General features: G+C 56.6%; 25 protein-coding genes. 12 read left to right on the top strand and 13 right to left on the bottom strand.

What is annotated here, in order from left to right:
• Positions 1-35: 35 nt before the first annotated feature.
• From rimM to DHN10_RS03620, 6 genes are all read left to right on the top strand, one after another.
• Positions 36-539, top strand: a complete 504-nt coding sequence (rimM, locus tag DHN10_RS03645; RefSeq protein WP_108813861.1) for a ribosome maturation factor RimM — start codon at positions 36-38, stop codon at positions 537-539.
• Entirely contained in the window at positions 536-1,336 is an 801-nt protein-coding gene (gene trmD, locus DHN10_RS03640; protein ID WP_108813860.1) for a tRNA (guanosine(37)-N1)-methyltransferase TrmD, read from the top strand. Before rimM ends, trmD begins: the two co-directional genes overlap by 4 nt.
• Positions 1,300-1,683 carry an antibiotic biosynthesis monooxygenase family protein gene (locus DHN10_RS03635; protein WP_199910623.1) on the top strand — a complete coding sequence of 128 codons (384 nt, stop codon included), beginning with the start codon at positions 1,300-1,302 and terminating at the stop codon, positions 1,681-1,683. The genes trmD and DHN10_RS03635 overlap by 37 nt, the downstream gene beginning before the upstream one ends.
• Before the next feature lie 255 nt (positions 1,684-1,938).
• Complete coding sequence (gene rplS / locus DHN10_RS03630) at positions 1,939-2,322, top strand: 50S ribosomal protein L19 (RefSeq protein ID WP_055686448.1); 384 nt, start codon at positions 1,939-1,941, stop codon at positions 2,320-2,322.
• Positions 2,323-2,333: 11 nt separating this feature from the next.
• Complete coding sequence (gene rpmE, locus DHN10_RS03625) at positions 2,334-2,555, top strand: 50S ribosomal protein L31 (protein ID WP_100369192.1); 222 nt, start codon at positions 2,334-2,336, stop codon at positions 2,553-2,555.
• Between the two features lie 164 nt (positions 2,556-2,719).
• The gene (locus DHN10_RS03620; RefSeq protein WP_159086899.1) at positions 2,720-3,316 is read left to right on the top strand and encodes a dimethylsulfonioproprionate lyase family protein; all 597 of its coding nucleotides are present in this window, start codon (positions 2,720-2,722) and stop codon (positions 3,314-3,316) included.
• An 8-nt stretch (positions 3,317-3,324) separates the two neighbouring features.
• On the opposite strand, the gene DHN10_RS03615 is transcribed toward DHN10_RS03620, so the two are convergent.
• Together DHN10_RS03615 and DHN10_RS03610 are read right to left on the bottom strand one after the other, a co-directional pair.
• Positions 3,325-3,750, bottom strand: coding sequence for a DUF6855 family protein (locus DHN10_RS03615; RefSeq protein WP_108813857.1), 426 nt, complete (start codon positions 3,748-3,750; stop codon positions 3,325-3,327).
• On the bottom strand, positions 3,750-4,172 hold the full coding sequence (locus DHN10_RS03610; protein WP_108813856.1) for an SRPBCC domain-containing protein: 423 nt from the start codon (positions 4,170-4,172) through the stop codon (positions 3,750-3,752). Before DHN10_RS03610 ends, DHN10_RS03615 begins: the two co-directional genes overlap by 1 nt.
• Before the next feature lie 41 nt (positions 4,173-4,213).
• Between DHN10_RS03610 and DHN10_RS03605 the strand changes: the two genes are divergently transcribed.
• A complete protein-coding gene (locus DHN10_RS03605) occupies positions 4,214-4,867 on the top strand; it encodes a helix-turn-helix transcriptional regulator (RefSeq protein ID WP_306419250.1) in 654 nt (217 codons plus the stop codon).
• A gap of 53 nt (positions 4,868-4,920) precedes the next feature.
• Positions 4,921-5,235, top strand: coding sequence for a J-domain-containing protein (locus tag DHN10_RS03600; RefSeq protein WP_108813854.1), 315 nt, complete (start codon positions 4,921-4,923; stop codon positions 5,233-5,235).
• Positions 5,236-5,289: 54 nt separating this feature from the next.
• Here DHN10_RS03600 and DHN10_RS03595 read toward each other — a convergent pair whose 3' ends face one another.
• Positions 5,290-6,597, bottom strand: coding sequence for a DEAD/DEAH box helicase (locus DHN10_RS03595; protein ID WP_108813853.1), 1,308 nt, complete (start codon positions 6,595-6,597; stop codon positions 5,290-5,292).
• A 366-nt stretch (positions 6,598-6,963) separates the two neighbouring features.
• On the opposite strand from DHN10_RS03595, the gene DHN10_RS03590 reads away from it, so the two are divergent.
• Both DHN10_RS03590 and DHN10_RS03585 read left to right on the top strand, forming a co-directional pair.
• Positions 6,964-7,773: a division plane positioning ATPase MipZ gene (locus DHN10_RS03590; protein ID WP_108813852.1), complete on the top strand. Its 810-nt coding sequence runs from the start codon at positions 6,964-6,966 to the stop codon at positions 7,771-7,773.
• 69 nt (positions 7,774-7,842) lie between these two features.
• A complete protein-coding gene (locus tag DHN10_RS03585) occupies positions 7,843-9,468 on the top strand; it encodes an FMN-binding glutamate synthase family protein (RefSeq protein WP_108813851.1) in 1,626 nt (541 codons plus the stop codon).
• Here DHN10_RS03585 and DHN10_RS03580 read toward each other — a convergent pair.
• From DHN10_RS03580 to DHN10_RS03565, 4 genes are read right to left on the bottom strand one after another with little or no spacing between them, the layout of a single operon-like run.
• Positions 9,456-10,424: a DMT family transporter gene (locus tag DHN10_RS03580; protein ID WP_108813850.1), complete on the bottom strand. Its 969-nt coding sequence runs from the start codon at positions 10,422-10,424 to the stop codon at positions 9,456-9,458. The genes DHN10_RS03585 and DHN10_RS03580 overlap by 13 nt on opposite strands.
• A gap of 16 nt (positions 10,425-10,440) precedes the next feature.
• Entirely contained in the window at positions 10,441-11,079 is a 639-nt protein-coding gene (locus DHN10_RS03575) for an alpha/beta hydrolase (protein ID WP_234416971.1), read from the bottom strand.
• Positions 11,076-12,182: a 3-isopropylmalate dehydrogenase gene (gene leuB, locus DHN10_RS03570; protein WP_108813848.1), complete on the bottom strand. Its 1,107-nt coding sequence runs from the start codon at positions 12,180-12,182 to the stop codon at positions 11,076-11,078. The genes DHN10_RS03575 and leuB overlap by 4 nt, the downstream gene beginning before the upstream one ends.
• A 57-nt stretch (positions 12,183-12,239) precedes the next feature.
• On the bottom strand, positions 12,240-13,136 hold the full coding sequence (locus tag DHN10_RS03565) for a LysR family transcriptional regulator (RefSeq protein ID WP_108813847.1): 897 nt from the start codon (positions 13,134-13,136) through the stop codon (positions 12,240-12,242).
• 94 nt (positions 13,137-13,230) lie between these two features.
• On the opposite strand from DHN10_RS03565, the gene DHN10_RS03560 reads away from it, so the two are divergent.
• Positions 13,231-14,139, top strand: coding sequence for an NAD-dependent epimerase/dehydratase family protein (locus tag DHN10_RS03560; protein WP_108813846.1), 909 nt, complete (start codon positions 13,231-13,233; stop codon positions 14,137-14,139).
• Here the strand turns inward: DHN10_RS03560 and DHN10_RS03555 are convergent.
• The 5 genes from DHN10_RS03555 to DHN10_RS03535 form a co-directional block, all read right to left on the bottom strand.
• Positions 14,077-15,078 (bottom strand): endonuclease/exonuclease/phosphatase family protein, encoded by a 1,002-nt coding sequence (locus tag DHN10_RS03555; RefSeq protein WP_108813845.1) that lies wholly within the window; start codon positions 15,076-15,078, stop codon positions 14,077-14,079. The two genes, DHN10_RS03560 and DHN10_RS03555, sit on opposite strands and share 63 nt — an antisense overlap.
• 5 nt (positions 15,079-15,083) lie before the next feature.
• Complete coding sequence (locus DHN10_RS03550) at positions 15,084-15,881, bottom strand: hypothetical protein (protein ID WP_108813844.1); 798 nt, start codon at positions 15,879-15,881, stop codon at positions 15,084-15,086.
• Between the two features lie 324 nt (positions 15,882-16,205).
• Entirely contained in the window at positions 16,206-16,811 is a 606-nt protein-coding gene (gene leuD, locus DHN10_RS03545; protein ID WP_108813843.1) for a 3-isopropylmalate dehydratase small subunit, read from the bottom strand.
• Positions 16,811-18,217: a 3-isopropylmalate dehydratase large subunit gene (leuC, locus tag DHN10_RS03540; RefSeq protein WP_108813842.1), complete on the bottom strand. Its 1,407-nt coding sequence runs from the start codon at positions 18,215-18,217 to the stop codon at positions 16,811-16,813. The genes leuD and leuC overlap by 1 nt, the downstream gene beginning before the upstream one ends.
• A 209-nt stretch (positions 18,218-18,426) precedes the next feature.
• A complete protein-coding gene (locus tag DHN10_RS03535; protein ID WP_108813841.1) occupies positions 18,427-19,449 on the bottom strand; it encodes a calcium-binding protein in 1,023 nt (340 codons plus the stop codon).
• Between the two features lie 175 nt (positions 19,450-19,624).
• Here DHN10_RS03535 and DHN10_RS03530 point away from each other — a divergent pair, with 175 nt between their 5' ends.
• Complete coding sequence (locus DHN10_RS03530; RefSeq protein ID WP_108813840.1) at positions 19,625-20,983, top strand: mechanosensitive ion channel family protein; 1,359 nt, start codon at positions 19,625-19,627, stop codon at positions 20,981-20,983.
• Positions 20,984-20,987: 4 nt separating this feature from the next.
• On the opposite strand, the gene DHN10_RS03525 is transcribed toward DHN10_RS03530, so the two are convergent.
• Positions 20,988-22,109 carry an aminotransferase gene (locus DHN10_RS03525; RefSeq protein ID WP_108813839.1) on the bottom strand — a complete coding sequence of 374 codons (1,122 nt, stop codon included), beginning with the start codon at positions 22,107-22,109 and terminating at the stop codon, positions 20,988-20,990.
• Positions 22,110-22,232: the final 123 nt, after the last annotated feature.

Below are 22,232 nucleotides of genomic sequence, written 5' to 3'. Positions count from 1 at the left end.
GTTGAAAACATCTGCGTCGGAGTGGATTTGAGCGAATGAATGATCGTGTCATTGTTGGTGCTATTTCAGGCGCATTTGGCGTTCAGGGCGAAGTGCGCCTGAAGTCCTATTGTGCCGACCCCCAAGCAATTGCAGAGTACACCCCGCTTTATGCCGAAGATGGGCGGGCCTTTGCGCAGGTGGTTCTGACAGGTCAGTTAAAGAACGGTTTTACCGCGCGCTTTGATGGCGTTGTGACCAAAGAGGACGCTGACGCCCTGCGCAATGTGAACCTCTATGCGGATCGCAGTATTATGCCTTCGCTGCCCGACGACGAATACTATTACAACGATCTGATCGGCCTCACCGTGCTGGATGCCGGTGGCGCAACGCTCGGCACCGTCAAGAACGTTATGGACCATGGCGCGGGTGACCTGCTCGAAGTTATCGTGCCCGGCGCGTCTGACACCGTTCTGCTGCCCTTCACCCAAGCCGCAGTGCCCACCGTTGATCTGACCAGCGGGCGCATTATTGCCGACCCACCAGAGGGGTTGTTTTGAGCAAGCCACCAAGATCCGCAGGCCGCATCGCCGTCCGCCCTACGCTGAAACCGCGTGAGTTGATGACAGACACGCCGGATATTGCCGGATCGTGGACCGCACAGATCATCACGCTGTTTCCGCAAGCCTTCCCCGGTGTGTTGGGCGAAAGCCTGACTGGCAAGGCGTTGCAGGATGGTTTGTGGCAATTGCAGACCTACGATCTGCGCGACTATGGCATCGGCAAGCATCGCAATGTCGATGACACCCCCGCTGGTGGCGGCGCTGGCATGGTGCTGCGTGCCGATGTGCTTGAAAAAGCGATCAAAGATGCCCGCAGCGGCACAAAGGGCATTGCCCCTTTGGTCTATCTTTCACCGCGCGGCCCGCGTTTCGATCAAGCCATGGCGCGCAATTGGGCGCGTATGGACGGGGTAACAATGCTTTGCGGCCGGTTTGAAGGTGTCGACGAACGGGTGTTGCAACACTTTGGCATTCAAGAAGTCAGCCTTGGTGATTTTGTCATGACCGGGGGCGAAATTGCAGCGCAGGCGATGATCGATGCGACCGTGCGCTTGCTGCCGGGTGTGTTGGGGAATGCAGAGAGTGCGGTCGAAGAAAGCTTTTCTTCGGGGTTACTAGAGCACCCACAATACACCAAACCCGCTGAGTGGGAGGGCCATTCAATACCCGATGTACTGCTGTCAGGTAACCACGCTAAAATCGCCAAATGGCGACGTGAAATGTCAGAGAAGATCACACGAGATCGGCGGCATGATCTTTGGGCGGCGCACAAGTTGGCGCAGAAGGAAAAGTAGTGCTCACGGCCAGCTTCATTTTCACAGAAACCGATCTGGATGATGAATTCTTCCGGTTAGACCAGCTGATTGCACAAGCAGCCGAGGACACCGACGGATTTTTGGGCAAGGAAAACTGGTTCAGTGAAGACCGAAAAACGCGAAATTCCATGTACTACTGGGACAATCAGGCCGCTCTAAAGGCGTTCTCGGCGCATCCATCGCACATTGAAGCCAAGAAACAGTACGAAAGATGGTACGGCGGATTTCACGTTGTGATCTCTGAAGTCACCCAATCTTACGGCGACGGCGCACTGAACCACATCACCCCCAACAATCGCCCCGTCAGACGCCCCAAAACCACTTGATCCACTACCCTTGTGCGCTTATACGGCAGCATTCCCGGTCAGCTTTGCTGATTCCGGGTGTTGGTTTATGGAACCAACTGGATCATGAGAGCACCTTCGTTGGTGCAGTCCTCACCAGTCAGGCCGGACAACCACAACAAAGAAATGATGACGCATCTCTGGCGGGCAGGCAACTGGACCCGGTAACGACGCAGAGCTCTGAGCCACGAAAGAAACATTGCGGATAACCGCAAGCATTTTAAAGGAGCGTTTCAGATGGACCTGATCGCACAACTCGAAGCGGAACAAGTCGCCGCACTTGGGGCCACAATCCCCGACTTTAAAGCGGGTGACACCATCCGCGTCGGTTACAAAGTGACCGAAGGCACGCGCAGCCGTGTGCAAAACTACGAAGGCGTGTGCATCGCCCGCAAGAACGGCAAAGGCATTGCCGGATCTTTCACAGTGCGCAAGATTTCCTTTGGCGAAGGTGTGGAGCGTGTTTTCCCGCTGCACTCCACCAACATCGACAGCATCACCGTGGTTCGCCGTGGTCGCGTGCGTCGCGCCAAGCTGTACTATCTGCGTTCGCGTCGCGGTAAATCCGCACGTATCGCAGAGGTTACTAACTACAAAGCGCCTAAGGGCGCCGAAGCGTAAGGATTACGATCATGAAAAAAGATACGCATCCCGACTATCACATCATCGACGTCAAAATGACCGACGGCACAGTGGTGCAGATGAAATCCACATGGGGCAAGGAAGGCGACACAATGGCGCTGGATATTGATCCATCCGTTCACCCTGCATGGAACGGTGGCTCCACCCGTCTGATGGACGCTGGTGGCCGTGTGTCCAAGTTCAAGAACAAATACGCCGGTCTGGGTTTCTAAGACCTGCGTGGGTTTTACCCACCCTACGGATTACAAGCGCCGCCCCAAGGGGGCGGCGTTTTGCGTTTGTCTTTGGCGTGCAGCAGCCTGAGCCAGAAGTCGTTTTCAGGACAGCCATCGCCTCGCGGTCATTTCAAGGTGACATCACCGGCACGAGGGAAACGATGTATCAGCCGACCTCAGATCAGGACGTACTGCTCAAATTCGCTCGCATGGCGTATGACGATCACCCTGACACGCGCGCATTTGCGGCGTTTCCGCATGACGTCATCCCGCAGCCCGTTGATCCGCACTCCATCCCTGCGGCGGCGCTTCTCGCCAGTGAAACCGCGTTAGCAACCACGCAGTATCCCGACCTGCGCGATGCCATCATTGCGGTCGGGGCCACAGCCCAATGGCGTGAAACCTACAAAGGCACGCATATCGGGCAGGATTTCCTTGATCGCTTTGGTTGCTATTCCATCATTGGAAACGGCGGGCCGTTTACCAGCGAAAGCCTGTGGATGTGGGCGGTCTATATGCCGCCGCATCTGCATTATCCGTGGCATCACCACCCCGGTGAAGAAATCTATCTTGTGCTCGCGGGGCAGGCCAGTTTTGCGAAGGATGGTGAGGCCCCGCAAATTTTGCATCCTGGAATGACGTCATTTCATGCAAGCAACCAACCCCACGCGATGACGACATTTGACCATCCGGTCCTCTGTCTTGTTATCTGGCGAAACGGATTTCAAACCGCGCCTGTTTTGACAGAAGATCAGTGATCGGCGGGTTAGTCTTTTGCAATTGCGCGGATGCGATTGTTGCGCGCGTTATGTTCCAATTCGGCCAACCCCAGCAGTTCCAACACTGGCCCCACGTAGTTCGCAAACCGGCCGCGATAGCCTTTGCGTAACCCATAGTAGCCGCCGACCGGGTTGTCGTCCGATCGCGCCCATGCCTCTAACGTGCCCTCCTTGACGGGCTTGCCTTCGTCGGCGTTGCCCAGCGGAACCCAGTCGCCTACCTCAAGCAGCCAGGCATGCGCGTCTTCAATGGCGCGCAACTGATAGGACAACTGCGTCTTGCCCACCTGAACCAACACCGCGGGTGGGTCACTTTCCGGTTTGCGCCAAACTTGAAATTCCGAACTCAATGGGGGTGTTTTCAAGGTCCAGGGATCGTCTGCTTCACCTGTGCCATAGGTCACTGTGTTCATCAGGTCTCTCCTGTTGCGTGCTGCTCTAGCGCTTGGGCGAATGTATCAAATGACGGTTGCAGATCGGGCATGGATTTCCAAATCATCCCCGCCAGTGGACCAGTGAAGACCTCTTTCATATGAAAATCCGTCCCGGTGTTTGTTTCGGCAAGGGTAAAACTGCGGGTACCGGCAAAGAGCCCAAGCGGCATCCCCCCTTGCCAGACCATCTTGTGAGCCGGATCAAAGGCTGTCACCCGAAGCTTGAATGTCCTGTTCCCGGCGACCTCTGTATAAAGGGCCAGACGGGCATTTGGTGCGATATCTCCTTCCAGCCGGGTGATCCCGAAAGAACCATTGACAAGTGTTGTTCGGTCCGTCAGGACCGCCCAGACCTGCACGGGCGACGCATTGATATGGCGTTGGACTTCAACCTGCGGCATGCAAAACTCCTTGACGTTTTGCACTGACTATCGCCCCATATATGACATCTAATGTCATATATGGATCACGAAAAATGCGCGGTGCCCGATTATTGCAATGCTTGCTTTTGCTGCAGAACCGGGGGCGGATGACCAGTGCGGCCTTGGCGGATGAACTTGAAGTTTCACAACGCACGATCCTCCGAGATCTGGATGCCATGACCGAAGCTGGGCTGCCCGTGATTGTGCATCAAGGTGCTCTTGGAGGGATAGAGTTGGGGTTTGAGTATCGCACAAAGCTGACAGCCTTGACCGAGGATGAGGCCGAGGCGATTGGGCTATTGCTGGCCAACCCCCACCCTGCTCTGGCACAAATTGAACGGATGCAGGCCGCGCGTCGCGCCGCTGGAAAGCTGATAGAAAGCCAGTCCAAGACGATCCGTGATCTGATTGCCAAGGCGCAAAGCAGGTTTGAATTGAGCCATGCGCCATCAACCGACAATGATCCACGCGTTACTGCGTTGGCCCGCGCGGTGCGCCACCAAAACAAGGTGGTGCTGGCGCACACCTCGCCCAATCCACGTCCCATTCACCCCATCAAACTGGAATATGCAGCAGGTGCGCAATGGGTGGTTCATTGCGCGCAGACCGCTGAAGGCGTTGCCGAGGATCGCTGGGGCGATATCGCAATCTCTGCCAAGAGCTTTGCCACCTGAATTGCGGCAATGCGACTGCGTGCCTATATTCATGGCAATGAAAGGGGCATGCCATGGACCACCCGCTACGCGGTTTAATCGATCAGATTGTGGAAAACGCCGAACGACGCGGTGAATTCAAAGACCTGCCCGGTGCGGGCAAGCCTTTGGCACATCTGGATGATCCGCAAAACGCCGTGCTGCACCGAATGATGCAAGAGGCGGATGCGAAGTCGCCTGTTGTCGTGCTGCGCCGCCAGATACTAGAGGCGCAGGACAAGCTCAAAACCCTGACGGATGAGGCGGAGCGCAAATCCGAAATGACCCGCCTTTCAGAACTTCACATGAGGCTCGCCGTTGAGATGGAGGCGTTTCGCAAATACGGGTGACACCAAAATCTTCAAAGATTTTGGGGCAGAGTTTTTTTCAAAACTCTGATCGCCCTACGCCGCCGTCTTTCCACGCCCACGGCCACCGCCGCCACCGCGACGACGCCCACCAGGTTTCCCCTGACCGCCGCCCGGATTGCCGCCAGCGCGCTGCCCACCACCGCGATTGCCACCGCCGCCGCCGCCGCGACGACCGCCGCCACCGTTGGGCCGCTTTTTCTGACCGGGTTGAATTTCCCAAGGGCGACCAGAGGCGACAGGAATATTCTCCTTCATCGCCTTCTCGATGTCCTGCAATTCGATCATTTCATCTGGTGCCACCAGCGCCACAGCGCTGCCATCGGCCCCGGCGCGCGCGGTACGCCCAATCCGGTGAACATAGTTCTCAGCGACGTTCGGCAGGTCGTAGTTATAGACAAACCGCACATCGGGAATGTCCAACCCACGCGCCGCAACATCCGTTGCCACAAGCACGCGGGTCTTGCCCGCCTTAAAAGCCTCTAGCGCGCGTTGCCGTTGCCCTTGGGATTTGTTGCCGTGGATGGAAGCAGCCGCAAAGCCCTTCTTCTCAAGCACCTTATAAAGCTTCTCGCAGCCGTGCTTAGTCCGGCCAAAAACAATCGCCAGCTCATCACGGTGTTTGTCGAGCAATTCCACCAACAGGTCGGTCTTGGCCGCTTGTGCCACGAAATGCACCGACTGGTTGATCTTCTTCACCGCCTGCCCCGGAGGGTTCACCTGCACGCGCACGGCGTCGGTCAGGTACGTACCCGCCAATTCGCCCATCAGTTTTGGCATCGTGGCCGAGAACATCATAGTTTGGCGATCTTTGGCCAGCAGCGGCGCAATGCGGCGTAACGCGTGGATAAAGCCCATGTCGAGCATCTGGTCAGCTTCATCGAGGACCAGATAGATAGTTTCGTCCAACCGCACAGCGCGGCGATCCAGCAGGTCAATCAAACGACCGGGCGTTGCAACCAGCAGGTCGACACCACCAGCCAGACGTTTCGTCTGGGCCACGATCCCAGCCCCACCCACGACCAGCGCCACTTTCAGGTGGCTGCCTTTGGTGTAGGCCGTGAGGTTGTCGGCGATTTGTTTGGCCAATTCGCGCGTCGGCGCGAGGATGAGACCGCGCGATGTTTTCGGGTTGGGTTTTACACCCGCTTTCATCAGCGAATGGATCATTGGCAGACCGAAGGCCGCAGTCTTGCCGCTGCCCGTCTGCGCAAGGCCCATCACGTCGCGGCCATTCATGGCGTGCGGGATGGCTTGGGTTTGAATCGGGGTGGGATTAGTGATCCCTTGTTCTTTGAGTACGTTAATCAATCGGGGCGCGAGGCCCAGCATGTCAAAATCCATGAATGGATATCCTATTTCTTGCGGGCATCTGGCCCGCACATATCATTTGGCCCATGGCATAAAGGCCGTGAACCCGTGCAAGGTTGCGCCAATATGCTGACAGCCAAGACCGCATTGTCCGGGCGCCGATGTGGCGCGGGACCCCTGCGTGATGTGGGAACCTGAAGTTTAAACGACGCCTTGCGACAGACTGTACGTCTCGCTCTGCTCACGCGGCAGCTTGCGTCGGTTAGGTGGCACATGCGCCTTCGCAGGCCATCTGTCAAGACGGCGCGAAAAAGAACGCGCTCGGTGTCGCCTCGTGCTTTCATCCATGCAGGCCACATCATATAGTGGTACAAAGACATAAATGGTGAGGGCCATGCAGTGGCGCATATAATTGTTGTCGGCAACGAAAAAGGCGGTGCAGGCAAATCTACGGTCTCGATGCATGTGGCAACGGCGCTGGCCCGTATGGGCCATAAGGTTGGCACGCTGGACCTTGATCTGCGCCAGAAAACACTGGGGCGTTACATCAAGAATAGGCAATCGTTCTTGGCCAGCAAAGGCCTCGACCTGCCGACCCCTGCCTATCACGACCTGCCCGAGATTGACCAAACGACGCTGAAGCCGGGCGAAAACGCCTATGATCACCGGCTTTCGATGGCCGTGGCCAAGATGGAATCATCTGCCGATTTTATCCTCATCGATTGCCCCGGCTCGCATACTCGGCTGAGCCAGGTTGCCCATTCATTGGCCGATACGCTGATTACCCCGCTCAACGACAGTTTTGTTGATTTCGATCTGCTGGCCCATGTGGACAGTGACGGCGAAGAGATCACGGGGCCTTCGGTCTATTCCGAAATGGTCTGGAATGCGCGGCAGTTGCGCAGTCAAGCCGGCCTGAAGCCCATCGACTGGATCGTGGTGCGCAACCGCATGGGCGCGCAGGCTATGGTGAACAAGGAAAAGATGCAGCGCGTCATCACCAAACTTGCCAAACGCATCGGCTTTCGTACTGCTCCTGGTTTCAATGAGCGGGTGATTTTCCGCGAACTCTTTCCGCGGGGCCTGACATTGTTGGACTTGCGCGACATTGGGGTGAAGGGGATGAACATCTCAAATGTTGCTGCCCGGCAGGAATTGCGCGAATTGATCAAAGCGCTTGATTTGCCCGGCGTCACAGCCGATTTTTGACCTCATATAAACTATCTTTCGCTATCCAAATCAGCACCCTAAGGTAAGCCTGATAACGGAGGGATAGTTTTGCGTGAATTAATCTCGTTGCAGCGATATGCAACGCTGGTGATTGTGGCCGTTTTGGCCGTTATTACATTCTGTGTCGGGTTTTGGGCGCCTTGGGTCTTTGTCCTCTTTGTGATTTTCGCTTTGGTGACACTCGTCGGCCTGCGCGACATCAGTCAGGACCACCACGCCGTCACCCGCAACTATCCCATTATCGGGCACATCCGGTTTTTGTTCGAGAAAATCCGCCCCGAAATTCGCCAGTACCTGATCGAAAGCGATCAAGACGAACAACCCTTCAGCCGGGAACAACGCTCGCTTGTTTACCAGCGCGCTAAAGGGGCGGAGGACAAGCGCCCTTTCGGCACGCAAGAGCGGGTCTATGAGGCCGGATATCACTGGCTGACCCATTCGGTTGAGCCTACACATTTTGATAACAGCGACTTTCGCGTCACCGTTGGCGGCCCGGATTGCAAGCAGCCTTACAAGGCGTCGCTTTATAATATCTCCGCGATGAGCTTTGGTTCGCTCTCGGCCAATGCCATTTCGGCGCTGAACAAAGGCGCCAAGATTGGGGGCTTCGCCCATGATACAGGCGAAGGTGGGATTAGCCGCTATCACCGCGAAGGCGGGGGCGATCTGATCTATGAAATCGGCTCTGGTTATTTCGGTTGCCGCAACGATGATGGCAGTTTCAACCCTGACAAATTCGCTGAACGTGCAGCCCTTGATCAGGTCAAGATGATTGAAGTGAAGCTAAGCCAGGGGGCCAAACCCGGCCACGGTGGCATGCTTCCTGCCGCCAAGATCACACCGGAAATTGCAGAGGCACGTGGTATCCCGATGGGTGTCGATTGCGTCTCGCCCGCCGCCCATAGCGCGTTCAGCGGCCCGATGGAGATGATGCAGTTCTTGGGTCAGTTGCGCGACCTATCCGGCGGCAAGCCTGTTGGCTTCAAACTCTGCATCGGCCACCGGCGCGAATTTATGTGCATGGTCAAGGCGATGCTGGAAACGAAGATCATCCCGGATTTTATCGTCGTCGACGGCTCTGAGGGTGGCACCGGTGCGGCCCCGTTGGAATTTGCAAACCACATGGGCATGCCGATGGTTGAAGGCCTTAGCTTTGTGCATAACACGCTGCGCGGTGCAGGTGTCCGGGATCAGATCAAGATTGGGGCCGCTGGCAAACTGGTCAGTGCATTTGATATCGCCCATGCGTTGTCGCTGGGGGCGGATTGGTGCAACTCTGCCCGCGGGTATATGTTCGCCATTGGCTGCATTCAGGCGCAGGCCTGCCATACCAATCACTGCCCCGTGGGCGTCACCACGCAAGATCCGCTGCGCCAGAAGGCGCTGAACGTGGGCGACAAAAGCCAGCGGGTGGCGCGCTTTCACAACAACACGCTCAAGGCGCTGGGCGAAATGGCGGGGGCCGCGGGATTGCAAAACCCGTGTGATTTCCTGCCTTATCACTTCATGGCACGGCGTGGCGACGGGACCATGACCGAAGCCAATGACGTCTACACCTACATGCCAGAAGGGTTTCTGCTGGAAGGCACCGGTGATGATCACGGGTTTACCGAACGCTGGAACCGGGCCGATGCACACAGCTTTGCCCCACCTGAGGCGCGTCAGTCGTCCTGACGCGGCGGCGTGCGCCCTGCCACGCGCATCATCAGTGACATTCGCGGGGTTGTGCCCGTCTCTGCCCGCGACCGGGTGCGCAACACGGGCGTGTTCTCGGAATTGCCGGCAAGGCTTTCACGGAGCACGATATACATGCCGCTGGCGATGATAATGGCCGCGCCAATCGCCGTAGGCCGATCAATGGTTTCGCCAAAGAACGCATAGCCAAAGATGCTAGCCCAGATGATCTGGCTATATTGCATCGGCGCGATGATCGCGGCCTCACCGGACTGATAGGCTGCAATCACAAGGCGGCTGGCAAACCATGCAAAGGTCGCGATGACGGCAAGCAATCCCAGATGCTCAATCGGCATGGGCACATAGACGAAGGGCAACGCACAGGCCATGAGGATAAAGTTGGCCATCATAGGATAAAGCAGCATGACGGCTGGCCGTTCCACGGCCCCGATTTTGCGCACCACGATGGATGCAAAGGCCCCGCCAAATGCTCCAACCAAGGCGGCGAGGTGGCCCAGTGTCAGGTCCGTATGGCCGGGCCGCAAAACAACCATCACGCCCGCCAGCCCGACAAAGACAGCCATCCAACGGCGCAACCGCACCTTTTCGCCAAGAACCGGGATCGCAAGGATGGTGATCAGCAATGGTGTGGCAAAAACGATGGCATAGACTTGCGTCAAGGGCAGGACCGAGAATGCGTAAAAAACGCTCACCCCGGTGACCGAGGCGGCGGCCGTGCGCAGTGCCAACCACCAAGGGTGCACGGGCACCAATGTACCCGGTTTGCCGTCGCGCATCAGCATGATCATCGCAAGCGGGAAGCTGAGCAAAACGCTGAAAAACACGATCTGGAATGGCGAATAGATCCCGCCCAGAATTTTCACCACCACGTCATGGGTCGAGAAAATGCCAAAGGCGAGCAGCGCGAACAAAGCACCTTTGACATTGGGTGACATGATCTTTCCTTTTCGCTCAGGACTCAGATGGGCAGACGTAGGCGCTATCGTGCGTCACAGGGGCCGTCAGCATGCCGTATTCGGCGATCTCATCAGGGCGCATCCAATAAATGTCATCCGCAGGGGCTGCGTAGATCGTGAACCAATAGAACGCATCATCGCCCAGCATATCAGCGATGTATTTGCGGTTCGCCTCATGCTCAGGGGCGTCACGCGGATAGTCTTTGGCCTCGCTGGTGCCATCAGACCACGAATGCACACCAATCTGGGCGCCAGCTTCCATGGTGCGTTCGACACCTGCAAGGAAGAAATCCACCCCACCAGAGGCGATTTGGCTGTGCGAAGTCAGATGCGTGTTCAGGCCCAGCGCGCGGACCTGATAGGACAGCGGGATCATCGTGTCATCATCCAGCGAACCCGGCACATCACATTCAACAATCGTTGTGATCTGAGGATTCGCTGCAATGACTGCAGCAAACTGCTCATCCGTCTTGCTATTGATTTCACCGCTCATGTAGAGGGTTTCACCGTCCACAGTGAACCGGGTGGTTTCAATCAGGTTAAGCGCACCAACCGCCACGATTTCGCAACCACCCAATGCAGCAAGCGCGCCGACGCCGACCGCTACCACACCGAGGGCTACGCCCCGTTTCAAAGGCTCGCATCCAACGCAGCAAGGATCACATCACCCATTTCTGTCGTGCTAAGCGGTGTGCCGCCTTCTGGACCCATCAGATCGCCCGTACGAGCACCATCCGCCAGAACCTTTTCAATGGCAGTTTCCAGACGGTCCGCTTCAGTACCCTGGTCAAAGGAATAGCGCAGCGCCATGGCGAAAGACAGAATGCAAGCAATGGGGTTCGCCTTGCCCTGACCTGTGATGTCAGGGGCAGAGCCGTGGACCGGTTCATACATCGCCTTGGGCCGTCCATTGGCCATCGGCAGGCCCAGAGACGCTGATGGCAACATGCCGAGCGAGCCGGTCAACATCGCCGCGCAATCAGACAGGATGTCACCAAAGAGGTTATCCGTCAGGATCACATCAAACTGCTTAGGAGCGCGGACCAACTGCATGGCACCATTGTCGGCGTACATATGGCTCAACTCGACATCGGCGTAGTCCGCCTGATGCACTTCATTGACCACATCGCGCCACAGGATGCCGCTCTCCATGACATTGGCCTTCTCCATTGAGCAGACCTTGTTGCCACGTTTCTTGGCCAGTTCGAATGCAGCACGGGCCGCACGTTCAATCTCGGCTTCGGTGTAGCGTTGGGTGTTGATCCCAACGCGCATGTTGTCCTCAACATGGATGCCGCGGGGTTCACCAAAGTAAACACCAGAAGTCAGTTCGCGCACGATCATGATATCAAGACCAGCGATCAATTCCTTCTTAAGCGAGGAAAAATCGGCCAACGCATCAAAGCACTGGGCAGGGCGCAGGTTGGCGAACAGGTCCATCTCTTTGCGCAGGCGCAGCAGGCCGCGCTCTGGCTTTACGCTGAAATCAAGATCGTCATAATTTGGGCCACCCACGGCCCCCAGTAGAACCGCGTCCACCTCTTGCGCCTTGGCCATCGTGTCATCATGCAGCGGCACGCCGTGCGCATCATAAGCGGCACCACCCACCAGATCCTCAGACACATCAAAAGTCAGATCGCGCTTGTCGCCGAACCAACTGATGATCCGCTTCACCACGTCCATAACTTCGGGGCCGATACCGTCGCCGGCGAGGATCAAAAGGGAAGGGTTAGCCATGGGTCACGTCCTTGCTTGAATAGGTTGAACAGGCCCTAGCGCGATGGGGCGCTGGGTTCAAGATACCAAGGGCTTCAACCCCTCTGCGAGCAGATCCCAGACCCTGCGCACACGTGGCGTTTGACGCATGGCTTCATGTGCTGTCAGCCAAATGGGAAGTGGCGGGATATGAATATCCTTCATCAATTCATCCACCAGCGGGTCGCGGCGCCCGATGTTTGTCTGTGCAAACCCGATCCCACACCCTGCGCGCACCAGTTCCCAATAGGAAATATGGTCATCACAGCGCACTTTGAACCGATTCCGGTCCACATGAATGCCTGCAAGGGCCATGCCGTCGATGATGTGGGTATGGGTGTCGTAGCCCACGACATCATGATCAGCGATGCTGGCAAGTGACAATGGCGTGCCCCGTTCGGCCAGATAGGTTTTCGCCGCGAACACCCCCAATGCGATGTCGCCAATATGCTGGGTCACTAGATCAAGCTGGGTTGGCCGGTACATCCGTACAGCGATATCCGCTTCGCGAAATAGCAGGTTGCGGCTGTCATCGCTGGGCACCAGTTCAATGGCAATCTGCGGTTCAAGTCTGCGTATCTTGGCTATGATCGGGGGCAGATGCATGGCCGATGTCGCAACACTGGCGGTGATGCGCACGGTGCCATCCAAACGCGCCTGCTGCCCGGCAGCCGTCAACGCAATCTGGCGGACCGCGTTCTGCATTGCCTTCGCCGGGGTCACCAGTTCCGCACCTGTCTGGGTCAGCGCAAATCCGCGCGGTTGCCTGCGAAACAACTCGGCCCCAAGCTGGGCCTCCATCGCCTTGATCTGCCGTCCAAGGGTCGGTTGGCTTGTGCTCAACTGCCGCGCAGCCCCTGACAGGCTACCTGTCTCTGCAACCGCAAGGAACGCCTGCACCAATGACCAATCCAAAGCGTCGAGCGTTTTTTCCATTCATTTATGAATACATGATCTGCACAATCATACAATTTATTTAATAGCAGGCTTGGCTCATCTATCCCTCATGCGCAAATGAAGGAGCAATCAGATGCGACAGACAGTTCTTATTCTCGGTGGGTCCGGCAAGATCGGCAGCCGTGCCACTGATGCATTTTGGAATGCAGGCTGGGAAGTCCGGCAGTACGACCGCACTTCAGGCGATATGGTCGCCGCGGCTAGAGGCGTGGATGTGATTGTTAACGGGCTTAACCCACCTGCCTATCATGATTGGGAACGCACGATCCCCGAAATCACAAGTCAGGTGATTGCCGCCGCGCAGGCCAGCGGCGCAACCGTGATCATCCCCGGCAATGTCTACAATTATGGTGATCAGCCGGGGGTCTTGGGCGAAACGACCCCGCAGAATGCACTTACCAAAAAGGGCCGCGTGCGTATTGAAATGGAAGAGTCCTATCGCGCCGCTGGTGTGCCCACAATCGTCCTACGCGCTGGCAACTTCATCGACCCCGCAGGCAATGGCGATATCATGAGCATGCTGGTGATGCGCAACATCGCCAAGGGCACGCTTACGTCGGCATCAGACCCGGGCACATTGCAGGCCTATGCCTATGTTCCCGATTGGGCCCGCGCGGCTGTCCAACTGGCCGAAAAGCGCAGTGTGCTGGCACCGTTTGAAGACGTGCCTTTTCCGGGCCATGCCTTCACGATCAACACGCTTCAGGCGGCTGTGCAGGCAAAGATGGGGCGCCAAATCAAGATTTCGCGCTTTCCCTGGGCCATCATGACCGTGCTGGCGCCATTCTGGGAACTGGCCCGCGAGATGCGCGAGATGCGTTACCTTTACGAGATGCCGCATCAGATCAGCGCCGCCAAATTCAAACGGCTGCTGCCAGGTTTCATTGCCACACCTTTGGATGAGGTCATGCTGGCAGGCCTACCGGCTGATATCCACCCAAACAAGGTGGTGAACCCCAGCCGCCAGCCCATCGTCACCTAATAGCGCCGCCTGAGGATCATCCGGCGCGGGCCAAAAAACGCCCGCGTCGGTCACTGTCCAATCGCGTGAAGGCAGAACATAACTGACCCGCAGATTACCCGCATCATCGTCAGGCCAATCAGCCGTCGCCTGACCGGGCAATGGATCCTGCAAACGTGGGTCGGACAGGAAACCGGCCATAGCTTCAGAGAACCCCTGCCCGCCTGATGGGTCAAGATTGGCATTGCCCGCAACAACGAAACTTGACGGTGCCGTGCCAAACCTGCCGTCCAGCACCGCCCGCCAAAGACGCAGTTCATCACGGTTGCGCAGGCCATTCATGTCCTCAGGACCATCAAAGACAGGTGGCGTCGCCGCGTGAGCGAGCAGCGAAACCGGCAGGCCGTCCGGCAAGGTAACCGGGACAATCCAGTGCCCTGTCGAAGACAGTCGGAGAATGGCCAACGTGCCCTCATCAAAAAAAGGCCCGGCCGCCGTTTGCGGCAAAATCGCACCCGGAAGGTCGGCCCAAAGCAGTTTTGAATGATCCACGACATCTTCGGTCAGGATCGGAAAGCGTGATAGGATCGCCATGCCGCCATCACCGGCAAAACGCCCAAAGCCCTGCGCGTCGCGGGCATCACCCAACCTGGCATTGGCATCAATGTCCCGCCCCGTTGGCATGCCTGAATTGGGCTGCAAGGCAAACTGATGCGGGAATTGCGCACCAAACCTATCGGCAAACAAGGCGAGTGCGGCGCCATCAAGATCATAGTCAAAATCCGTCAGGACCAGAATGTCTGGGGCGATGTGTGCGATCACGTCAATGGTTGCCTTGACCGTAGCGTCTTCGCCTTTGATCAGATCTCGCAATAACAAGCCCGGCCCATCACGGCTGAGCGGTGCTGCGAATGTCGCGATGCGATAGGTGTCAGCCGATGCCGCACCAGCGGCAAGCATAATAATCAGAAGGGGCCAGCGCGCCCAGCGGTGCGATCGTGCGATTTCTCGCGTTGCAACAGGATCATCTGCGCCACACGGCTGAGGGCGACACCGCGCATCAGAATACTGGCTGGCAAGAAGGCCCATGCAGATACCGTCCAGATCAAGGTCTGCGGATTGTCAAGATTGATGGGCGTGCCCAGACGCTCTACCATTTTCACAACCGCTGGAACAAAGAAGGGCAGCAGAAATCCTAAGATAATGTTAACGCGACCGTCCCTTTGCAGGCGTTTGACAACATCACCGCCCGCTGTGGGGTCAAATGTGGGCAGGTTGATCCAGACGTTGAACGCCTCTGTCCGGCGCGGCCAATGATAAAGGCGCAACAGGATGACAAACCAGATCACCGAAAACACCGCCACAAGATAGCTGAGGCCTGCGGCATCGCGCAGGCGCGCAATCACCTCTGGGTCAGTGCCATCAGGCATCATCAGCACCATCAGACGCACAGGCGAATAGGGGAAATCAATTGCCTGCCCGATCTGCGACCCGCTTGCCTGAAACTGTGCCGACATCGCCGATGGCGCATCGCCGCCGCGAAAAATGATCGCAAGGCAAAAAACAGTAGCGAAAAGCGCCGAGAAGCGGACCCGATTGAACGGGGGGGCGTCGCGAAATTCAACCAGACTTGGGCTTTTCGAGCTATATTCAACGATGGTGAACAAAGCGCCAAAGATCGCCACAAGGGTGACAATCTGCGTGCTGTTGCCGCTGCTGCTTGGCAACAATGCATATGGCAGCACGATCAACATTATGACCATGATGGCTCTGACAATTGCTCCGGGCAGTCGCGTCAGCAATGCGTATTATCCCTCTTAAGGCCTAGCAGACAAGTCACACGGTAAATTCGTCCGTGTGGCCATGATCGGCGTCATATTCTTATTGTTGGTAATATACTGCGCAATCAGTTTGGACGCATCAATAAACAGAAGCGTGAAACCGCGCACCGGGAACGCTTTGTGGAAAGAGTGATGCACGAATGCAACCGAATGTAGTAAATTTGCCGACCGTTCGCAGACAGTAGCAGGAACGCAAAAGGCCGCACCTAGGTTGAGGCGCGGCCCTTTGTTCTTATTCTGACTTGGCTACACCCAAGGGCGAGCGGCGCTGGCCTGTGCTTCGAAACTATCGATGGACTTGGCCTTTTCCATGGTCAGACCAATGTCATCCAGGCCGTTTATCAGGCAGTGCTTTTTGAACGGATCAACCTCAAAGCTGAAGACCTCACCATCTGATGATGTGATCGTCTGCGCGTCCAGATCCACTTCGATCCGGGCGTTTGAACCCTTTTCAGCGTCCTTCATCAGCACATCGACCTGCTCTTGCGGCAAAGCAATCGGCAAAATGCCGTTCTTGAAGCAGTTGTTATAGAAGATATCGGCATAGGACGGCGCGATCACGCAGGTGATCCCGAAATCCGCAATGGCCCAAGGTGCGTGTTCACGCGATGATCCACAGCCGAAGTTATCGCCAGCCACCAAAATCTGGGTCTCGCGGTATTGTGGCTTGTTCAGCACAAAATCCGCGACTTCATTGCGGTCATCATCATAGCGCATCTCGTCAAACAAGTTCACGCCAAGACCTGAGCGCTTGATTGTTTTCAGGAATTGCTTGGGGATGATCATATCAGTGTCGATGTTGACCAAAGGCATCGGTGCGGCGATGCCGCTGAGTTTTGTGAACTTTTGCATTACATCATCTCCCGAACGTCGGTCAGTTTGCCAGTGATCGCTGCTGCAGCTGCCATCTGGGGTGACATCAGGTGGGTGCGTCCGCCCCGACCCTGACGGCCTTCAAAGTTGCGATTTGACGTCGCCGCACACCGCTCACCCGGCGCCAACTGATCGGGGTTCATCGCCAGACACATAGAACAGCCTGCAAGCCGCCATTCAAAACCGGCATCAATGAAAATCTGCGCCAGCCCTTCTTCTTCGGCTTGCGCACGGACCAGACCGGAACCGGGCACGACCATGGCGCGCAGCCCGTCTTTCTTTTTCTTGCCTTTGAGAATGGCCGCTGCTGCACGCAGGTCTTCAATCCGGCCATTTGTGCAAGAGCCGATAAAGACCGTGTCGATACTGATCTCGGACAAGGGCGTACCCGGCTCAAGGTCCATATAGTCAAGCGAACGCTGCGCCGCACCAACCTTGCCACCTTCAAAATCATCGGCAGCGGGCACCGCTGCTGAGATTGGCAGCACGTCCTCTGGTGACGTACCCCATGTCACAACCGGTGCAATGTCTTCGCCCTTCAGCGTGATAACCTTGTCGAAGTGCGCGCCTTCGTCGGTATAGAGCGTTCTCCAATAGGCCTCAGCTGCTTCCCAAGCCGCGCCCTTCGGCGCATGTGGGCGACCTTTGCAATATTCATAGGTTTTTTCATCGGATGCGATCAGCCCTGCGCGTGCACCACCTTCAATCGCCATGTTGCAGACCGTCATGCGGCCTTCCATGGACAGATCGCGGATCGCTTCACCACAGTATTCAATGACATATCCTGTGCCGCCGGCGGTGCCAGTTGCACCAATGACAGACAGGGTGATGTCCTTTGCGGTCACGCCGGGGCGCAGTTTGCCCGTGATCTCGACCTTCATGTTCTTGGATTTCTTCTGGATTAGCGTTTGCGTGGCCAGAACATGCTCTACCTCAGACGTGCCGATGCCGTGGGCCAAAGCACCAAAGGCACCGTGGGTCGCCGTGTGGCTGTCACCACAAACGACGGTCATGCCGGGCAATGTCCAACCCTGTTCTGGGCCTACAATATGCACGATACCCTGACGAACATCGGAAACAGGGTAGTAGTGGATGCCAAATTCCTTGGCGTTGGTATCCAGGGCGGCCACTTGAATGGCGCTATCTTCGGTCATGTTTTTTGGGTCGTCACGGCCCGGTGTGGTGGGCACATTGTGGTCTGGCACCGCAATGGTCTTTTCGGGCGCGCGCACCTGGCGGCCTGCCATGCGCAGCCCTTCAAAGGCTTGCGGGCTGGTCACTTCGTGAACCAGATGGCGGTCGATATACAGCAAGCAAGTGCCGTCTTCGGCTTCATGGGCTACATGCGCATCCCAGATTTTATCATAGAGCGTTTTGGGGGACATTGTCCTCTCCCGTATCAAAATGTCAGTGGTCGTCAGGCGTGCGGAAACGGCTAAATTTATCCGCGGGCTAGGATCGTGCCACGCGCACCAAAGAACCGCCAAGGCAGCCGTGCGCGATCATCCATGTCAAAAACCTTTTTCATAGAGGATCAGATACACAGGCAGGCGCATAGCTGCAAGGGCAGGCACGGAAAGTACCTGACACGGCTTTATGTCGCAGGGTTGGCCGGGATCAATCCGTTCACCACTTCAACCGTGTCTTCCGGTAGGAAATAATCGGTATCGTCGGCATTCGTCATCACAACTTCAATATCCAGATCGTCCGGGTCAATCGACGTGAGAACCAAACCACGGAAAAATGCAGAGGACGCTTCATAGTCGTCGTCATCGATTGATGTCGGATCATCAAGCACGGCGGTGACAAGGACGCCGTTCACACCATTGATCGTTGTTTGCTCCAGTGTGAAATCAACACCGGCCGTCGTCGGCGGCATGCCCGCCGCATCAATCGTCAAGATCATCCGATGCTCAAATGGATCAAATTCCGTAATGGTCGCAAATGTCTCTTCATCGTTGTCCAGATTGGCGAGAGCAAAGAAATCCGTGGTACCCTGATCGTCACGCAATTCACCTTCGCCGGTGACCAAGATCAGCGTGTCCTTTTCGTCCACATTGTCGACGGGGTCATCGCTGCTCAACCCTCCGGATGCAAGACCACCACCGCCCCACATGTAGATGGTATCGGACCCACCTTCACCACGCAACGTGTCAGTACGATCCGTTGCATTGATCAATTCACCGCCGATCAGACGCGCCCCAAACCCACCGGAAATTTCGTCATCACCACGACCGGCGCGCACAACGTCACTGCCGTAGCCTCCATCAATGGTATCGTTGCCAGCGCCGCCCCTGATCTCGTCGTTGCCGCCCTCGCCATTCAGCGTATCGTCACCTGCACGGCCTTCGATTGTGTCGCGGTTATCGCCGCCATTGACTGTATCGTTGCCTAAACCTGCGTTAATAAAGTCAACACCGGCGCCAGCATTGATAGTGTCGTCACCGTCAAATCCAAAGATAGAGTCATTGCCATCCGTCCCATCTAGCGGATCGTCATCACCCAACGTGCCGCGAATTTCGTCTCTGTTTTCCGCATCATCATCGTCATCTCCGCCAATGAACGGCACGATGAGTGCGCCGGACGCGACAAGTAACAAAATAATGGTCATATCCATGATCGGCTCTTTCCCGGAATGATGGTTACAAAATTGTTAGCCCGAGACAGCGATCCAAACAAGAAAAGAGCACCAAACCCCCTAAATCTGCCCTCTGAGTGGCAGAATTGCGCCGCTTGCCTACACCCCCTGCCCCATGCGACCCTTCCGATAGAACGAACCACTCAGGACCATAATGGCCATTCACGAAAGCACTCCCGACAATGATGCAGCTGAGGCGCCATTAGATGAGGTGATCAGCATCGGCAGTGATCTGTTTTCGCAAGGGCAGGTTTTTGTCGAGAGCATGTTCCGCCCGTGGAATTTCTATCAACTGCTGATCGCCTTAGGTGTTTTCTTTGTGGCCCATGTGCTGCGGGCCATCCTGGGCCCGCGCATCCGGGCCTGGATGGGCGCGCGGGCCAATTGGCCCAAGTGGCGGATGCGCATTCTAGTCGTGGTCCATCAACGGCTGCGCGCTATCTTCTTTGTCGTCCTGATCTGGGCGGTGATCTATGCCATGCGCGAGTACACATGGAACAGCCGCAGTTACCTGTTGAGCATCATCGGCACACTTGCCTTTGCATGGTTGGCCATTGTCTTTGGCACACGCCTTATCAAAAGCCCGCTTCTGCGCAAAATGGTCCGCTACGGGGCGTGGACTTGGGCCACTTTGCAGATATTGGGACTTCTGGAAGAGGCCGAACGGCTTCTTGATAGTATTGGTTTCCAGATCGGCGACATCCGGTTTTCCTTGCTGTTGCTTGTGCAGGGGTTGGTCATCCTCGGCGTTTTGATCGCGCTTGCGCGGTTCTTTACCACAACCACCGCATCGCGGATCAGATCAAACGAAGACATCAGCCCCTCCATGCAAGTGCTGATCGTCAAAGGCGTGCAGATTGCCTTTTATGGAGCCGCGTTCTTTCTTGGTGTCCGCGCGCTTGGGATCGATCTGACCGGGCTTGCGGTCCTGTCCGGCGCCATCGGTGTCGGCCTTGGTTTTGGTCTACAAAAGGTGGTTTCAAACCTTGTCTCGGGCGTGATTATTCTGCTGGATAAATCCATCAAACCCGGCGACGTGATCAGCCTTGGGGATACCTTTGGCTGGATCAATTCATTGGGTGCGCGTTACGTGTCGGTCGTCACCCGCGACGGGCGCGAATATCTGATCCCAAACGAAGACCTGATCACCGGGCAGGTGGTCAACTGGTCGCATTCCAACGACTTTGTCCGCCTCGACATCAACTTTGGCACCGCCTATCACGACAACCCGCATGAGGTACGGCGCATTGCCATTGAGGCCGCGCAAAGCGTGGATCGCGTTCTTAAGAACCGCCCGACCGTCTGCCACATCGTGGGGTTCGGCGACAGTTCGGTAGATTACATCCTGCGGTTCTGGATACGGGACCCCACCGGTGGTCTGACCAATATCCGCGGCAATGTGTTCCTGGCCCTTTGGGACGCGTTTGAGGAAAACGGCATCAGCATTCCGTTCCCACAGCGCGAAGTGAAGGTGCTGGAAGGCGAACAGGTCAATGTGAAGGCTGGCAACTAGCGTTTCACGTCAGCTTCGCAAGAAATGCGGACATGCGTGACAACCCTTCCTTCAGGATGTCGGGATTGTTGGCATAGCCGATGCGCAGATACCCCTCCATCTGCAAGGCAGACCCCGGTGTCAGTAAGACGCCGGAGCTTTCCAACAGATCAATGCAAAACTGGCGCGAGGGTGTTGGCGCATCGTACTTCAAAAGCGCAGTCGTGCCGGACTTTGGCTTGATCCATGTTATGCGCGGCTCTGCATCCACCCAATCGGACAGGATCGACAGGTTGCCGCGCGTGATCCGTTGGCTGCGCGCCAGCACTGCCGCCTTATTTTCCAAGGCCAGAGTAGCAAAATGGTCATCGATCATCCCTACCGAAATCGTGTCATAGTCCCGGTGGATCATGATGTCTTCGATCAGGTTCTCCGGCGCGGCAATCCAGCCCAAACGCAATCCGGCAAGCGAAAACGCCTTGGACATGCTTGCCGTGCTGATACCCTTCTCGTAGAGATCCGCGATTGAAACGGTCAGCCCCTCATCGGCCTGATCCGTGCCGCGATAGACCTCATCGCAGAGGATCCAAGCGTCTGCCTCTCTGGCGATCACCACGATCTGTTCCAGCAATGCCTGATCCATCAACGCCCCGGTCGGGTTGTTCGGGTTGTTGAGGGCGATCAGTTTGGTTTGCGGTGTCATCAGGTCGCGCAGCGCGTCCAAATCGGGCTGCCAGTCATCCTCTTCGCGCAGTCTTAGTTGTGCCACCTCAGCCCCGATGCTGGCAGGGATCGAATAATGCTGTTGGTAGGTCGGCACCACAGCGACAACTTGATCACCCCTGCTAACCAGCGTCTTATGCACCAGCATGTTGGCCCCAATGGTGCCGTGGGTGACCACGATGTTTTGCGCAGATTGCTTGCCATAAAGACCTGTAATCGCGTGCCGCAGCCGCTCTGACCCCTCAATCGCCCCATAGGTCATTTTCATCGTCAGTAGATCAGAGAGATCCGCATCGTTTTTGCCTGAGAGCTGGAGGAGTTGATCAATGGTCAGGCTTTCAACGCAGGTCTCGGCTAGGTTCCATTCACATTTGGTCTCCCATTCGTTCATCCAAAGCTCAACGCCGAAGGGTTCGATCTGCATGGTGTTTCTCCGTTCGCGCAGGGAGCGCCGCAACCTTGATGGCTGAGAAGCCGTCAAGATGCCAGACGGCCAAACGCAAAAGCCGCGCATGATAGCGCGGCTTTTGGTGTCTTACTGGCGCCG

Origin of the sequence: Loktanella sp. Alg231-35, assembly GCF_900143545.1 — a bacterium.
Taxonomy (GTDB): domain Bacteria; phylum Pseudomonadota; class Alphaproteobacteria; order Rhodobacterales; family Rhodobacteraceae; genus Yoonia.
Note: the sequence above shows the minus strand (reverse complement) of the source record. Positions and strands in the feature narration are given on the sequence as shown.

Bases quoted from the DNA above. Each gene is read 5' to 3' on its own strand.
- rimM (WP_108813861.1), top strand. From the start codon at position 36: ATGAATGATCGTGTCATTGTTGGTGCTATTTCAGGCGCATTTGGCGTT.
- rplS (WP_055686448.1), top strand. From the start codon at position 1,939: ATGGACCTGATCGCACAACTCGAAGCGGAACAAGTCGCCGCACTTGGG.
- rpmE (WP_100369192.1), top strand. From the start codon at position 2,334: ATGAAAAAAGATACGCATCCCGACTATCACATCATCGACGTCAAAATG.
- DHN10_RS03620 (WP_159086899.1), top strand. From the start codon at position 2,720: ATGTATCAGCCGACCTCAGATCAGGACGTACTGCTCAAATTCGCTCGC.
- DHN10_RS03615 (WP_108813857.1), bottom strand. From the start codon at position 3,750: ATGAACACAGTGACCTATGGCACAGGTGAAGCAGACGATCCCTGGACC.
- DHN10_RS03610 (WP_108813856.1), bottom strand. From the start codon at position 4,172: ATGCCGCAGGTTGAAGTCCAACGCCATATCAATGCGTCGCCCGTGCAG.
- DHN10_RS03605 (WP_306419250.1), top strand. From the start codon at position 4,214: ATGACATCTAATGTCATATATGGATCACGAAAAATGCGCGGTGCCCGA.
- DHN10_RS03600 (WP_108813854.1), top strand. From the start codon at position 4,921: ATGGACCACCCGCTACGCGGTTTAATCGATCAGATTGTGGAAAACGCC.
- DHN10_RS03595 (WP_108813853.1), bottom strand. From the start codon at position 6,597: ATGGATTTTGACATGCTGGGCCTCGCGCCCCGATTGATTAACGTACTC.
- DHN10_RS03580 (WP_108813850.1), bottom strand. From the start codon at position 10,424: ATGTCACCCAATGTCAAAGGTGCTTTGTTCGCGCTGCTCGCCTTTGGC.
- leuB (WP_108813848.1), bottom strand. From the start codon at position 12,182: ATGGCTAACCCTTCCCTTTTGATCCTCGCCGGCGACGGTATCGGCCCC.
- DHN10_RS03565 (WP_108813847.1), bottom strand. From the start codon at position 13,136: ATGGAAAAAACGCTCGACGCTTTGGATTGGTCATTGGTGCAGGCGTTC.
- DHN10_RS03560 (WP_108813846.1), top strand. From the start codon at position 13,231: ATGCGACAGACAGTTCTTATTCTCGGTGGGTCCGGCAAGATCGGCAGC.
- DHN10_RS03555 (WP_108813845.1), bottom strand. From the start codon at position 15,078: ATGCTTGCCGCTGGTGCGGCATCGGCTGACACCTATCGCATCGCGACA.
- DHN10_RS03550 (WP_108813844.1), bottom strand. From the start codon at position 15,881: ATGGTCATAATGTTGATCGTGCTGCCATATGCATTGTTGCCAAGCAGC.
- leuD (WP_108813843.1), bottom strand. From the start codon at position 16,811: ATGCAAAAGTTCACAAAACTCAGCGGCATCGCCGCACCGATGCCTTTG.
- leuC (WP_108813842.1), bottom strand. From the start codon at position 18,217: ATGTCCCCCAAAACGCTCTATGATAAAATCTGGGATGCGCATGTAGCC.
- DHN10_RS03535 (WP_108813841.1), bottom strand. From the start codon at position 19,449: ATGGATATGACCATTATTTTGTTACTTGTCGCGTCCGGCGCACTCATC.
- DHN10_RS03530 (WP_108813840.1), top strand. From the start codon at position 19,625: ATGGCCATTCACGAAAGCACTCCCGACAATGATGCAGCTGAGGCGCCA.
- DHN10_RS03525 (WP_108813839.1), bottom strand. From the start codon at position 22,109: ATGCAGATCGAACCCTTCGGCGTTGAGCTTTGGATGAACGAATGGGAG.